This window comes from Micromonospora sp. WMMB482 (assembly GCF_019038635.1).
Classification (GTDB): domain Bacteria; phylum Actinomycetota; class Actinomycetes; order Mycobacteriales; family Micromonosporaceae; genus Micromonospora; species Micromonospora marina.
Genome location: NZ_JAHOPD010000020.1, coordinates 460,621 through 473,784 on the forward strand (window position 1 = coordinate 460,621; position 13,164 = coordinate 473,784).

A 13,164-nucleotide genomic window follows, 5' to 3' on the forward strand; every position below is an offset into this window, starting at 1 on the left:
CAGGACGGCACGCGGGCGGGGAGGGGCCGGTGCGGCCCCTCCCCGCCGGGTGGGTGGTGCGTCGGCCCTCGGCTCAGCCGAGACCGCCCTTGATGGCGCCGATCAGCTCCCCGTTGCTGGTGTCACCGGAGAGCTCCCAGAAGAACGCGCCACCGAGGCCCTGACTCTTGGCGTAGCTCATCTTCCCGCCGATGGTCGACGGGGTGTCGTAGCTCCACCAGTTGCTGCCGCACTTGGCGTACGCCGTGCCGCCGACGGTGCCGGTGGCCGGGCAGCTGTTCTTGAGCACCTTGTAGTCCTCGATGCCGGCCTCGTAGGTGCCCGGTGCCGCGCCGGTGGCGCTGCCGCCGGGTGCGGACTGGGTCACGCCGGTCCAGCCGCGTCCGTAGAACCCGACGCCGAGCAGCAGCTTGCTGGACGGCACGCCCTTGGACTTCAGCTTCTGGATCGCCGCGTCCGACCAGAAGCCCTGCTGGGGGATGCCCGGGTACGAGTAGAGGGGCGAGTGCGGCGCGGTCGGTCCCTGGGCGTTGAAGGCGCCGAAGTAGTCGTACGTCATCGGCATCAGCCAGTTGAGGTTGTTCGCGGCGCCGGCGTAGTCGGTGGCGTCGATCTTGCCGCCGTTGCTGCCGTCGGCGGTGATCGCCGCGGTGACCAGGAAGCTTCCGCCGAACTTGCTCCGCAGCGCCGAGATCACGTTCTTGAACGCGTTCGGGCCGCTGCTGTCGCACTGGAGGCCGCAGGCGTTCGGGTACTCCCAGTCGATGTCGATGCCGTCGAAGACGTCCGCCCAGCGCGGGTCCTTGACCAGGGAGTAGCAGGAGTCGGCGAACGCGGCCGGGTTCTGCGCGGCCTGGGTGAAGCCGCCGGACCAGGTCCAGCCGCCGAAGGACCAGAGCACCTTCAGGTTCGGGTACATCTTCTTCAGCTTGCGCAGCTGGTTGAAGCTGCCGCGCAGCGGCTGGTCCCAGGTGTCGGCGACGCCGTCGACGCTGTCCGCCGCGGTGTACGCCTTCTCGTAGTCGGCGTAGCTGTCCCCGATGCTGCACCGGCCGCCGGTGGTGTTGCCGAAGGCGTACAGGATGTGGGTCAGCTTCGCGGCCGAGCCGCTCGTGTGGATGTTCTTGACGTGGTAGTTGCGGCCGTAGACGCCCCACTCGGCGAAGTAGCCGACGATCTTCTTGCCACCGGGCGGCGGCGTGGTGGGCGGCTGCGTGGTCGGCGGGGTGGTCGTCGGCGGCGTGGTGGTGGGCGGCGTGGTGGTCGGCGGCGTCGTGGTCGGCGCGGTGGTCGTCGGCGTGCCGCCGCCGGTGCAGGTGCCGCCGTTGATCGTGCAGCTCACCGGCGCCTTGTACGCGCCGGTGCCGTTGTAGCCCCAGCTGAAGCTGGCACCGGGGGCGAGCGTCGCGGCCCAGCTCTTGTTGACCGCCACGTAGCGGTCACCGCTGCGGGTGATGTCGGCGTCCCAGGAGCTGCTGATCGAGGTGCCGGAGGGCAGCGTGAACTCGATGCGCCAGCCGTTGACGGTGGAGCTGGTGCCGTTGGTGACGGTCACCCGCCCCTCGTGGCCGGTCCCCCAGTCCTGCACCTTGGCGAACGTGGCGGTGACGCTGCCGGCGGCCGACGCGGTGGTCATGGGCACCGCGGCGACCGCGAGCGCGACCACGGCGCCGGTGGCCCACAGGGCCCGGCGGAGCGATCTCTTCATACGGCGTCCCTCCAATAGTTAGGAAACTTTCCAAATTGATTGCTGAGACGCTACTCACGCCGTCACCACTTCGTCAAGATGCAAGTGCATCGATTTCCTGGGTTACTCACGACGGTGGGCGCTTTGGGTGGCTCAGGCGGCCGGTGCACGACCACCACACACTGAGGCGGCGGGCGCAAGGTCGGCGAGTCTCGGCGACCCGAGCCAGGGTTGCGCTACGCAGGGCTTGCAGTCCTGCCCCCACCGCAACGACCGGTGTGGATAGAGTCGGCGACCGTGACTGAAGCCACGCGGCAACTGGGACTGGGACATGGCAGCGCTTTCGGCGAGCGAGGGGTAGCGAAGAGACTGGGAACGCTCGGCCGGTACACATCGCTCAGCGGTCGGCGACTGCTGGAGATCGGCTGTGGGGACGGCACGTACACGATGCGGCTGATCGACGCGTTCGAGCAGATCGAGGCGGTCGACATCCAGCAGGACCGGTTGGAGCTGTTCCGGGAGCGGCTGGCCGAGAACCCGGCGGCGGCGCAGAAGATCAACGTGCGGGAGCTGTCTGCCACCGAACTGGACTACCCGGATGAGAGTTTCGACCTGGTCACCGCCATCGAGGTGGTGGAGCACATCGATGATCTCGATGCCGCGTTGCGGCAGGTGCACCGGGTGCTGGTGCCGGGTGGCCGGTTCGCGTTGACCACTCCCAACCGGTGGTTCCCGTTCGAGACCCACGGTTTCCTGATCCGCGGCAAGCGGTACCGGCCCGCGCGGGGTCCGTTCCTGCCGTGGATCGTCCCGCTGCACCGGCGACTGGCCGACGCCCGTTCCTTCACCGCTCGTGGCCTGTCGGGGCAGCTTCGCCGGGCGGGGTTGGAGACGGTGGCGGTGGACTACATCATGCCGCCGTTCGACCGGTCCGGTTTCGGTCAGCGGATCCGCCCGGTGACCGACGCGATCGAGCGGTCGCCGCTGAAGTTCTTCGGCATGGCGCTGGCGGTGGTGGCCCGGCGACCGGACTGACGGAGAGTCGCGACCCGGCTATCGGAAGAAGCCCGGCGGACGCGGCCCAGGTTGGCCACCGCCGGGCTTCACCGTGGGCTCGACGCCAGCTCGGTGACCGCTCCGCTTGATCAAGCCGGGGTCTGCTGCACCGATAGGTGACATCTGAGATGGCTTGCCCTGACGGCGAGCTGGAAGGATGTCGCTGTGCCCAAGCCCTATCCCCGAGAGTTCCGCGACGATGTCGTGCGGGTGGCCCGTGACCGCGATCCGGGCGTGACGGTCGAGCAGATCGCCAAGGACTTCGGAGTCCACCCGATGACGTTGTTCAAGTGGATGCGCCAGGCTGACGTCGACGCCGGAACCAGACCGGGTGTCAGCGGCGGCGAGTCAGCCGAGCTGCGTGAGGCCCGTAAGCGGATCAAGCTGCTGGAGCAGGAGAACGAGGTCCTGCGCCGGGCTGCGGCTTACCTGTCGCAGGCGCATCTGCCGGGAAAAGGCTCTACCCGCTCGTGAGCGAGCTGGCCGCTGACGGGGTCCCCGTGGCGGTGACGTGCCGGGTATTGACCATCGCTCGTCAGCCCTACTACCGGTGGCTTGCCCGCCGTGTCACAGACGCCGAGCTGGTGGCGGCGTATCGGGCGGACGCGTTGTTCGACGCGCATCGCGACGACCCGGAGTTCGGCTACCGGTTCCTGGCCGACGAGGCCCGCACTGCCGGCCAGCCGATGGTCGAACGCACCGCCTGGAAGATCTGCTCCCACATGGGCTGGTGGAGCGCGTTCAGCAAGCGCAAGCGTCGGGGCAAGGGCGGCAAGGTCGGTCCGCCAGTGCACGACGATCTGGTACGCCGCGACTTCACCGCCGACGGCCCGAACCGGTTGTGGCTGGCCGACATCACCGAACACCGAACCGGCGAGGGCAAGCTCTACCTGTGCGCGATCAAGGACGTGTGGTCCCACCGGATCGTCGGCTACTCCATCGACTCACGGATGAAGTCGAGGCTGGCCGTCAACGCCATGCACAACGCCGTAGCCCGCCGCGGTGACGTGGCCGGCTGCGTGCTGCACACCGACCGCGGGTCGCAAGGCGGATTCAACCGGTCCTCGCAACACCAGCTTGTTGGAGCGATTGTAGGTGTTGATCGAGGGCTTCGGCTGGTGTCTTCCAGTCGAGGGTTTTCCGGGGTCGGCTGTTGAGGGCGTGGGCGACGGCGTTGATCTCGTCGGCGCTCCATCGGGACAGGTCGGTGCCTTTCGGGAAGTACTGCCGCAGCAGGCCGTTGGTGTTCTCGTTGGTGCCGCGTTGCCAGGGGCTGTGGGGGTCGGCGAAGAACACCGGCACGCCGGTCTCGACCGTGAAGCGTGCGTGCGCGGACAGCTCTTTGCCGCGGTCCCAGGTCAGTGACCGGCGCAGTTGTTCGGGTAGTTGGGTGATCGTCTCGGCGAGGGCTTTGCTCATCGTGATAGCCCCGTATCCGGCGAGGGCGGGGCCGTTCTTCGTCCGCGGGATCACGCCCCAGCCGGCCTCACGAGGCAGGTGGACCAGCAGCGTGAACCTCGTGGTCCGCTCGACCAGTGTCCCGATCGCGGAGCGCTGCAACCCGATGATCAGATCTCCTTCCCAGTGCCCAGGGACAGCCCGGTCCGCGACTTCGGCGGGCCGTTCACTGATCAGGGTGCCGCTGGTGACGTGGGCCCACGCGCGTTGCTTCGCGCGGGCTCGGGGAACACGAAGCGCCCGGCCGGTCCGCAAGCAGGTGACGAGTTCTCGCTTGAGGGCGCCCCGGCTCTGGACATAGAGCGCCTGGTAGATCGCCTCGTGGCTGATGCGCATGGACTCATCCTCCGGGAACTCGGCCCTGAGCCTGCGGGAGATCTGCTCCGGGCTCCACCCGGTTGTCCATGCCCGATCGGCCCGGTGGGGCTTGTTGCGGCCCTTCCACTGCGGGCCCTGCGGGCCGGTGACCGGTCGACCGTCCGGGGTCCGGATCGCGCCGGCAAGCCGTTGCTGGACGTACTCTCGCAGCTGGTCATTGGCCAGCAGCTTCGCGGTCTTCGGCCGGCGGGCTCGGCGTTCCGCATGCCACTGCGCGGTCGTGGCCTTGTAGTCCAACCGGTAGGTCCGGGTCGAGGCGTTGCGCCGTAACTCCCGCGAGATCGTCGACGGGTCCCGCCCGAGCTGGCGTGCGATCGCACGCACGCCCAAGCCCTGCGCTCGCGCCAGGGCGATGTCCTCTCGTTCGCTGAACGACAGATAGCGGCCCGACACCGTCGGCGGCAACGCAGGATTCACGCCGCCAGCGTGCCGGAACCACCGGAAGGCCACCGGAGACGACACACCCGCCACCGCGGCCGCGTCCTCGGTCATCACACCGGAACGGATCGCAGCCCAGAACTTGACCCGGTCCTGACGCCACGCCACTGTCGGCCGTCCCGGCGAAGGTATCTGCCCCCGATACTCCCGAACCCGTTTCTGCCCCGGCCCATAAGCCATCGCTTCACCTCTCCGACGAGGTGTTGCGAGGACCGGTTGAATCCGCCCAATTCCGAAGCCGGAAATTCGTCCACGCCCTCAACCAGCACAACATGACCGGGTCGATGGGCAGGGTCGGCGCCGCCGGCGACAACGCTGCCATGGAATCCTTCTTCGGCCTGCTGCAGAACAACGTCCTCGACCGCCGAACCTGGACGACCCGGCAGCAGCTGAGGACCGCGATCGTGACCTGGATCGAGCGGACCTACCACCGCCGCCGACGCCAACGATCCCTGTCCCGGTTGACCCCCATCGAGTACGAGACCATCATGACCCCACCGGCCAGTCAGGCCGCGTGACTGAACCTGTCACCTATCGGTGCAGCAGACCCGTCAAGGTCGACGGCACCACCACCCAGACCCTGACCTACAACACCGCCAACCAGGTCACCACCACCAACAACACCTACGACAACCGCGGCAACCAGACCCGAACCAGCCACCCCTCGGTCAACCCCATGACCTACAACGGCGCCAACCAGATGACCGGCGCGAACTCCGGCACCTACGCCTACGCCGGCACCGACCAGGTCGAACTCACCCGCGCCGGCACCACCACCCTGCAGTACGGCTACGAAGACCAGCACGGCATGCCGTGGCTGCAGTCCTGGACCGCTGGTGGCACCACCGTCTATGTCGAACGCGACGGCCTCGGCACCCCACTCGGCCTGCGGATCAACGGCACCGACACCGCCTTCGTCCTCGACGGACTCGGCACCCCCGTCGCCGCCGTCAAGGCCAACGGCACCCTCGCTGCCACCTACAAGTACGACCCCTACGGCAATGCCACCACCACCGACGAGTACAACCTCGGCGCCAACAACATCGTCCGCTACACCGGCGGCATCTACGACCAGAGCACCGGACTCACCAAGCTCGGCCAGCGCTGGTACAACCCCCAACAGGGCCGCTTCACCCAACAGGACAACCTCAGCTTCATCGGCAACCCTAGGCACGGCAACCGCTACGCCTACGCTGGCGGCAACCCAGTCAACTTCATTGATCCCACCGGCTTGGCCTACGGAGCGGGTGACTTTGCCGCTGGGGCCGTCGGTGCGGTAGTCGGTGCTACCACGTCCGCCGCTGTGATCGGAATGTGTCTCGCAGGTAACGTCGTTACCCTGGCTGTGTGCGCGCTCGGCGGGGCGGTTGCTGGTGCGACCTTCGGAGGACTCGCTGGGGGGCTACCGCTCTCGTAACAGGCGGAGACGCGGAATCCGGTCTGCTCGGAGGAATGACAGGCGGATTCTTCGGAGTCGCGGGAAGCTTCGTTTAGGGGTTTATCGTGTCTGTGAACGCTAAAAGATATCTCGCTGCGGCATTAGCTGGGCTAGTCGGCACGGGAGTCTTTTTCCTCTCGACCCAGAATCTTTCGACGTCGGCCCGCGCTACTGCGTTTCTTTTTGTTTTTCTCCTCGGATTGGCTCTTCTGGCTGTGCTCGGCCTACTACATACGAAGAAGTAGTGAAGCCCGTGAAACCTCTTCCTGCGAAGTGGACGACGGCGCGAGCACGGGTGCCGGGTGCAATGTGCAGCTGAGGCAAATTGCGGAATAGTTAAGGATGGGAGTTTGGATGGGCGCGGTTCTCGTGGGCACAGGTGCGGTTGCCGGCGTTCTCGCTCTGGCCGGACTCGGCTTCTGCCTTGCGGGAGACTGAAATCGCCGAGGTCAGGCACCTGGTGCTTCGGTCGCTGCGGATCGCGGGCTCACTCGCTGTTGCTGCGACTAGGCCCTGTCCTGTCGATCATGGAAGCCAGATGATGGCGGCGATGAGGACGAGGCTGGCCTGGTAGAGAGATGCCCGTTTCGCATAGCGGGTGGCCAGGTCACGCCACTGCTTGAGCCGGTTGAAGCAGCGTTCCACGACGTTGCGCTTGCGGTAGACCTGCTTGTCGAAGGCCGGTGGTCGCCCGCCGGCGCTGCCCCTGGCGGCGCGGCGGGCGACCTGGTCGGAGCGTTCCGGGATGACGTGTCGGATTCCGCGTTGGCGCAGCGCTCGGCGGGTGGAATCGTGCGCGTAGGCCTTGTCAGCGATCAGCACGTCGGGCCGCTTGCGGGGCCGGCCCGGTCCGGGCTCGTTGACCCGGATCGCGTCCAGCAGCGCGAGGAGTTGCGGGTTGTCGCCGGCCTGGCCCGGGGTGAGCAGGATCGACAGCGGCCGGCCACGCCCATCGACAGCCAGGTGGATTTTCGTGCTCAGTCCGCCGCGGGATCGGCCGATGGCCTCGCCATCTTGCGCACCAGGCGTCGCCGGACTTGTTGGGGAGCCCCTTTTTTACGGGCGCCAGCTGCATGCTGGTGTGCCCGCACGATCGACGAGTCGATGCTGATCGTCCACTGCACCGGTGTGCCGTCGTCATGGACCTGCGCCGCAGCGAGGATCCGATCCCACGTCCCGTCGGCAGTCCAGCGGCGCAGCCGCTCGTGACAGGTCTTCCACGGCCCGAAACGTTCCGGCAGGTCACGCCACGGCGCACCCGTACGCAGCTTCCACAGGATCCCGTTGATGACCTGGCGATGATCCCGCCACCGCCCACGCGCACCACCCGGCTCCGGAAGCAGCGGCGCGATCACCGCCCACGCCTCGTCAGTCAGTTCACCACGACGCACCACCGGCACATCGTCAACGACCAACCAATACAAGATCGGCAGGACACGCCCTAGTCAGATGCTGGCGGCCTAAGACTGTTCGTACTGGCCGAGCTCGGTTGGTTCTTCCTCTCGAATCAGGGCCGTTGTTCTTCGCTTAAGGTGAGGTTGCGGGACCAGCTTCGCTGGTCCCGCAACCCGGGGAAGGAGTTCTCTCATGGCGGTAAGTCGTAGGCGGGTAGGACAGATGTTGTTCCTGTTCATCGTGTTGTTCGGCGTAGGTGGTCTGACGCTGGGCTGGCTGCTCGGGCAGACGAATCTGTCGCAGTGGGTCAAGATCACGGCATCGCTGGGCTACGCGATCTGCGGTGGCGGCGTCGCAGCCCTCATCTACCTGCGGCAGCGTTGAGCGGGCGACTCGTCAGCTTTCGTCCATTGAGCCTTTCCAAACTGATCTTGCAGCTCGGGGCGGGTGTGGCAGGCCCGGTGATCGATGGGTGCGAGGCTCCAGGTAGGACAGCTGTCGACCAAGACTCGAAGCCGGCCGGCGTCAGCCCGCGCACCAGCGCCGCCTGCTGCTCCAGCAGGCGGCGGCAGGACCGGGTGCAGGACGTCTCCGCCGCCGTGCTTCAGCTCGTTGACTCGCTTCACCTGCTCGCTGCTCTGCCGGCGCCCGTCCCGGTCGATCGCGGTGATCTCCGCTGACTGCCCGCGGGTCAGACCACAGACCTCGGCGGCCTCGGCCTCCCGACCGGGCTCCTAACCGTCGCGTTCGGCGGCGTCGATGCGCCGTTACCGTTCGTCGTAGACAGTTCTGTCCTGCGGGCTCAACCGGTTCGCGACCTGCTCGTCGTCGCAGCGCCGAACCCCCGGAGGCCCGTACCCTCGTCCCATGACCGTTTTCGACGTCCAGATCGACGCCCTCACCGGCGGCCCGGCCGACCTCGGCCACTACCGCGGCCGCGCCCTGCTCGTGGTCAACGTGGCCTCTCGCTGCGGCCTCACCCCGCAGTACGCGGGCCTCCAGGAGCTCGCCGACACGTACGCCGGACGCGGGCTGACGGTGCTCGGTGTGCCGTGCAACCAGTTCGCCGGCCAGGAGCCGGGCAGCGCCGCCGAGATCGAGGAGTTCTGCCAGGTCAACTACGGGGTGACGTTCCCGCTGACGGAGAAGGTCGACGTCAACGGGCCGGGCCGGCACCCGCTCTACGCGGAGCTGGTGTCCACGCCGGACGCCGAGGGGCACACCGGCGACGTGCGCTGGAACTTCGAGAAGTTCCTCGTCGCGCCGGACGGCACGGTGGCCGCCCGGTTCGGCCCGCAGGTCACACCCGAGGACCCCGATCTGCGCGCGGCGATCGAGAAGGCCCTGCCGGCCTGACCGGCACCCGCCGCCGGGCACGCGGCAGCGGCACGCCTCCGCGGGAGGCGTGCCGCTGCCGTGGACCGGGTCAGCCCGCGGCGGCCCGGAAGACCGGGTAGTAGCCGCCGGACTGCCCGGCGGCCGTCGGGTGGTACGACTTGCTCAGGCTCAGCACGTTCAGCGCGTGCAGCCACTTGGTCCCGTAGCTGCACAGCTGGTGGCCGACGAAGATGGAGCGGACGTCGGCGAAGGTGAAGCCGGCCGAGACGGCGGCCGTGCGGGTGATGTCGTCGAGCAGGTTGATGCCCTCGTTGATCTTCGCCCGGGACGTCGCGCTGAGCCCGATGCAGGTGGTGCCGAGCTGGTAGAACACCGGGTAGCCGACCACCACGACGCGAGCCGAGGGCGCGCGGCTCTTGATGCCGTTGTAGACGTTGGCGAGGCGGCCCGGCATCGAGGTGCGGGCCACGTTCATGGCGGACTGCACGGCCGCCACGCACTGGGTCTCCCCCTGGAGTACGCAGGTGCTCATGATGTTGGCGAAGCCGACGTCGTTGCCGCCCACTGTGACGCTGACCAGCGTGGTGGTCGAGGAGAGCGCGGAGAGCTGGCTGTTGATGACATCGGCCGTGGTGGCGCCGGAGCAGGCGACCGACCGGTACGACGCGGGCTTGATGTTGGTGTTGTAGAGCGCCGGATAGGCCTTCGTGCTGCGCAGGCAGCTGCCGCTCTCGGACGTGTAGCTGTCGGCGCCGACGCCGGAGGCGTACGAGTCGCCGAGCGCGACGTAGCGGTCGGACGGGGCCGCCTGGGCGGGGGCGGCCAGAGACAGAGTGACCCCGACCGAAGCGGCCAGAGTCAGGGCGAGGGTGGCAAGACGGGATCTCCGCACGTCGCACTCCTGGGGGCGTGAAGTGGTGGTGAGAGATAGATATCAATAAGATCACAGCGCACGGAAGATCACCGATTTGCGGCCGGGCGCGCATAGCGACTTACGCCGACAAATCGTTGCCGGTTTCGCCTAGCGGGATGAAGGATTGTTCCGCCGGCAATGTCAGCCGCATCGCCGGGTCAGCGGTCTCCCGGAAGCCCAGAGCCCGGTAGAGCGGCCGGCCGGCCGCCGACGCCCGCAGGTCCACCCGGCGCACGCCCCGGTCCCGGAACCACACCAGCAGGGCGGTCAGGCAGGCTCGACTGTGGCCGCGCCGGCGGTACGCCGGGTCGGTGCTGACGTTGAAGACGTACCCGACCAGGCCGCTCGGGTCGTCCGGCCCGCCGAGCCGCCGCTCCACAGTGCCCACCGCGCAGGCCGCCAGTGACGCGCCGCCCGGCGCGTCGACCACGAACGCGGCGAGCCACGGGTCCGGCTCGGCCAGCCAGGTCCGCAGATTGTCCCGGGCGACGTCCTGCCAGCGGCCCGGCGGCGTCGGCGCCCCGCTCATGCCGGCGAGCATCAGCCCCCGCAACCGCACCAGCTCGCCGGCGTCGGACGGCACCGCCCGGCGCACATCACCCACGGCGCGGGATCAGACCGGACGGCGGCCGGCGAAACCGCACTCGACCCGGTGGTACCACCTGATGTCGGTGTCCCCCTCCAGCCAGCACCAGAGCACCGCCCGGCCGTCGCGCTCACCGGGGAAGTCGAGCAGCACCGGGGCGATCCCCTTGACCGCGATCTCATGCTGGTGGAACTCGTCCACCACCACGTGCAGCCGCGCCTCCAGCGCCTTGACCTCGGCGAGCCCGCCGAGCGCGCTGACGCCGTGGTCGGCCAGATCGACCCGCAGCTCGGCCAGGTCGGCCCGCAGCCGGATCAGCTCGTCGACGCGCGGCCGCAGCGTGGCCACCAGGTGTCGCGCCTGGGCGAGAGTGAACACCGGGCCAGTATGCGGCACGACCCGTGTCGTCCGGGTCACCGCTCACCCCGCACGTCGGCCGTCAGGGCCGTAACGAGAGTCTGGAATGGCCGCGGGAGACCAGACGACGCCGGCAGTCTCCCGCACCTCGGCCTGCCAGGCGCGCAGGGCCCGCTTGATGCGGTCGTTCTCGCCCCGGGTGTCGTCGAGCAGCCGGGTCCGCTCCCCCAGTTCGTAGACGAGCCGATGCAGCAGCGCATCGACGTCCTCGGTCCGGTAACCGCGCCGGCCCAGTGAGGTGCGGGGCAGCTCGACGGCGCTGAGCCGGTCCGCGGTGAGCGGGCTGGCCAGCGCGTTGCGGCTGCGGTAGACGCCCATCAGACGCCGAACCCGTCCTGCAGGTGGATCCGCTCCGCCGGCACCCCACCGGCGAGCAATCGCAGCCGCGATCCGGCCACCATCAACGGTGGCCCGCACAGGTAGACCTCCTGACCGGGTCGCCAGTGACCCAGCGCGACGGTGAGCGCGTCGCCCTGCTCGCCCGCCTCCGCCACCGGATCGTGCGAGAACGCGGGCACGACGCTCAGCCAGTCGTTGCTGCTCTGGAGCTTGTCCAGGGTGATCGGATCGTAGAGGTCGGCGAAGGTGCGGGCGCCGACAACCAGTGTGACCCGGCGACCGGCCGGCGCGGTGGCGACCTGCTCGACCAGGGCGCGCAGCGGCGCCAGCCCGGTGCCCCCGGCGACGAGCAGCAGGTCCGCATCCGACGCCGGATCGAGGGTCAGGCCGGTCGACCGGGGCGGACCGAGCCAGATCCGATCATCGGGGCGTCCCCGGTGCACGAGCGCGCGGGAGACGGCGGCGACGGCACGGACGTGGAGTTCGACGGTGCCGTCGGCGCGCGGAGCGTTGGCCGGCGAGTACCAACGCCACCGGCCGGGCCGGCGCTCGGTGCAGACGGGCAGCGCCTGACCGGGCCGGAACGCCAGACGGCGCCAGGGGCGCACGGTCACCACGGCGATGCCGTCGGCCACCCGGTCGTGGTCGACGACCTGCGCCGGCCACCAGGGCGGGCCGTCGTCGGCCTGCTCGACCGCACGGCTCACCGCCGCCGTGGCCCGCCGGGCGGCCCCAGCCCAGGCCGCCGCCAGCTCCGGTGTCCACCTCACCTGCCGGGACACCGTGGCGACGAGCGCGGCCTCGACGGTGAGTAGGTGCGGCACCAGCCGGTAGCGGCGGCAGGCGCGACCGAGCACGGCCAACAGCGCCGCCCGCCCGGCGAGATCGTCGCCACCGCTGACCAGCCGTCCGAATGCCGCGAGGAACACCGCCGCCTCCCGCTCCGGCAGCGTTCCGGGGCAGCGGTCCTCGACCGCACACCAGAAGTGGTCGGCTGCCTCGCGGGCGTACCGCATGGTGACGGACCACGACGCGGCCAGGGCGGCGGTCACGAGCCGGCCTCGTCCGAGAAGGCCCGCCGGCCCGCTGTCACCGAGGCCGCCGGCACTTCCAGCGCCCAGAGCACCCCGGCCAGGTAGTCGGCCACGCGGCGGTGCTGCGCCTCGGTCAGGCCCAGACCGCGCCACGCCCCGGCCGCCGGGCGGGCGATGTCGCCCGCCGGCCCGCCGAGCGCAACCGTGAGAGTGAGCGCCAGGTGTCCGGCGAGCCGGACCTGATCAACCCCGACGAGGTACGGCGCCAGATCGGCGTCCGCCGCCACGAGCCGCAGCCACCGGGCCACCGCCTCGCGCACCGCCGCCGACCCGGGCCAGCTCTTCGTCGGGTACGCCCCGAGCCCGGTCACGCCCACGGCCAGGCGCCCGGGTCGCCGGCGGCGACCAACTCGTCCACGCGCTCCTCCGTGAGCCCGGCCGCCTGCAATGTGCTGCGGCCCCAGCGGGCCAGCCGGCACGGATGTGGCACCCGCTCGCTGCGGCACAGTGGACCCGCCGGCCACCGCTCCGGCACATGCACCGCCACCGCGCGTACGGCAAGCGCCACGTCCTCGTCGCTGACCGGGGTGAGCACCGGGAAGTCGTCCAGCACCGCCGCCATGAAGAGCCCTTCCGTCGAGATTCTGAGCGGCACCGGGGCGGGCGGGGTCGGCGGACGCGCTCGGG

General features: G+C 69.4%; 16 protein-coding genes and 1 pseudogene. 7 read left to right on the forward strand and 10 right to left on the reverse strand.

What is annotated here, in order from left to right; all coding sequences use genetic code 11:
* Window positions 1-73: 73 nt before the first annotated feature.
* A complete protein-coding gene (locus KSK32_RS02905; RefSeq protein ID WP_216928305.1) occupies window positions 74-1,708 on the reverse strand; it encodes a glycosyl hydrolase family 18 protein in 1,635 nt (544 codons plus the stop codon).
* 276 nt (window positions 1,709-1,984) lie between these two features.
* Here KSK32_RS02905 and KSK32_RS02910 point away from each other — a divergent pair, with 276 nt between their 5' ends.
* The 3 genes from KSK32_RS02910 to KSK32_RS02920 all read left to right on the forward strand — a co-directional run bounded on the left by KSK32_RS02910 (window position 1,985) and on the right by KSK32_RS02920 (window position 3,900).
* Entirely contained in the window at window positions 1,985-2,722 is a 738-nt protein-coding gene (locus KSK32_RS02910) for a class I SAM-dependent methyltransferase (protein ID WP_216928306.1), read from the forward strand.
* A gap of 186 nt (window positions 2,723-2,908) precedes the next feature.
* Window positions 2,909-3,217: a transposase gene (locus KSK32_RS02915; protein ID WP_216928307.1), complete on the forward strand. Its 309-nt coding sequence runs from the start codon at window positions 2,909-2,911 to the stop codon at window positions 3,215-3,217.
* Window positions 3,214-3,900 carry a DDE-type integrase/transposase/recombinase gene (locus KSK32_RS02920; RefSeq protein WP_216928308.1) on the forward strand — a complete coding sequence of 229 codons (687 nt, stop codon included), beginning with the start codon at window positions 3,214-3,216 and terminating at the stop codon, window positions 3,898-3,900. The genes KSK32_RS02915 and KSK32_RS02920 overlap by 4 nt, the downstream gene beginning before the upstream one ends.
* On the opposite strand, the gene KSK32_RS02925 is transcribed toward KSK32_RS02920, so the two are convergent.
* Complete coding sequence (locus tag KSK32_RS02925; RefSeq protein WP_216927923.1) at window positions 3,797-5,197, reverse strand: IS30 family transposase; 1,401 nt, start codon at window positions 5,195-5,197, stop codon at window positions 3,797-3,799. The two genes, KSK32_RS02920 and KSK32_RS02925, sit on opposite strands and share 104 nt — an antisense overlap.
* A 44-nt stretch (window positions 5,198-5,241) precedes the next feature.
* On the opposite strand from KSK32_RS02925, the pseudogene KSK32_RS02930 reads away from it, so the two are divergent.
* Together KSK32_RS02930 and KSK32_RS02935 are read left to right on the forward strand one after the other, a co-directional pair.
* A pseudogene (locus KSK32_RS02930) lies at window positions 5,242-5,535 on the forward strand (integrase core domain-containing protein); the annotation flags it as partial.
* Window positions 5,532-6,434 carry an RHS repeat-associated core domain-containing protein gene (locus KSK32_RS02935; RefSeq protein WP_289256481.1) on the forward strand — a complete coding sequence of 301 codons (903 nt, stop codon included), beginning with the start codon at window positions 5,532-5,534 and terminating at the stop codon, window positions 6,432-6,434. The pseudogene KSK32_RS02930 and the gene KSK32_RS02935, both read left to right, overlap by 4 nt.
* Window positions 6,435-6,980: 546 nt before the next feature.
* Here KSK32_RS02935 and KSK32_RS02940 read toward each other — a convergent pair.
* A protein-coding gene (locus KSK32_RS02940; protein ID WP_216935760.1) for an IS5 family transposase occupies window positions 6,981-7,846 on the reverse strand; the annotation gives its coding sequence in 2 pieces (ribosomal slippage) (window positions 6,981-7,507 and window positions 7,507-7,846; 867 coding nt in all).
* A gap of 226 nt (window positions 7,847-8,072) precedes the next feature.
* On the opposite strand from KSK32_RS02940, the gene KSK32_RS02945 reads away from it, so the two are divergent.
* Both KSK32_RS02945 and KSK32_RS02950 read left to right on the forward strand, forming a co-directional pair.
* Window positions 8,073-8,234 carry a hypothetical protein gene (locus KSK32_RS02945; RefSeq protein WP_216928309.1) on the forward strand — a complete coding sequence of 54 codons (162 nt, stop codon included), beginning with the start codon at window positions 8,073-8,075 and terminating at the stop codon, window positions 8,232-8,234.
* 483 nt (window positions 8,235-8,717) lie between these two features.
* Window positions 8,718-9,206, forward strand: a complete 489-nt coding sequence (locus tag KSK32_RS02950; protein WP_216928310.1) for a glutathione peroxidase — start codon at window positions 8,718-8,720, stop codon at window positions 9,204-9,206.
* A gap of 70 nt (window positions 9,207-9,276) precedes the next feature.
* Here the strand turns inward: KSK32_RS02950 and KSK32_RS02955 are convergent, their stop codons facing one another.
* From KSK32_RS02955 to KSK32_RS02985, 7 genes are all read right to left on the reverse strand, one after another.
* Window positions 9,277-10,080, reverse strand: a complete 804-nt coding sequence (locus KSK32_RS02955; protein ID WP_216928311.1) for an SGNH/GDSL hydrolase family protein — start codon at window positions 10,078-10,080, stop codon at window positions 9,277-9,279.
* Window positions 10,081-10,180: 100 nt separating this feature from the next.
* The gene (locus tag KSK32_RS02960; protein WP_216928312.1) at window positions 10,181-10,705 is read right to left on the reverse strand and encodes a GNAT family N-acetyltransferase; all 525 of its coding nucleotides are present in this window, start codon (window positions 10,703-10,705) and stop codon (window positions 10,181-10,183) included.
* Window positions 10,706-10,714: 9 nt separating this feature from the next.
* The gene (locus KSK32_RS02965) at window positions 10,715-11,065 is read right to left on the reverse strand and encodes a DUF2203 domain-containing protein (protein ID WP_041784221.1); all 351 of its coding nucleotides are present in this window, start codon (window positions 11,063-11,065) and stop codon (window positions 10,715-10,717) included.
* Window positions 11,066-11,107: 42 nt separating this feature from the next.
* Window positions 11,108-11,422: a DivIVA domain-containing protein gene (locus tag KSK32_RS02970; protein ID WP_216928313.1), complete on the reverse strand. Its 315-nt coding sequence runs from the start codon at window positions 11,420-11,422 to the stop codon at window positions 11,108-11,110.
* The gene (locus tag KSK32_RS02975; protein WP_289256482.1) at window positions 11,422-12,495 is read right to left on the reverse strand and encodes an FAD-binding oxidoreductase; all 1,074 of its coding nucleotides are present in this window, start codon (window positions 12,493-12,495) and stop codon (window positions 11,422-11,424) included. Before KSK32_RS02975 ends, KSK32_RS02970 begins: the two co-directional genes overlap by 1 nt.
* Window positions 12,492-12,854 (reverse strand): hypothetical protein, encoded by a 363-nt coding sequence (locus KSK32_RS02980; protein ID WP_289256483.1) that lies wholly within the window; start codon window positions 12,852-12,854, stop codon window positions 12,492-12,494. Before KSK32_RS02980 ends, KSK32_RS02975 begins: the two co-directional genes overlap by 4 nt.
* A complete protein-coding gene (locus tag KSK32_RS02985) occupies window positions 12,845-13,099 on the reverse strand; it encodes a hypothetical protein (RefSeq protein ID WP_216928314.1) in 255 nt (84 codons plus the stop codon). Before KSK32_RS02985 ends, KSK32_RS02980 begins: the two co-directional genes overlap by 10 nt.
* Window positions 13,100-13,164: the final 65 nt, after the last annotated feature.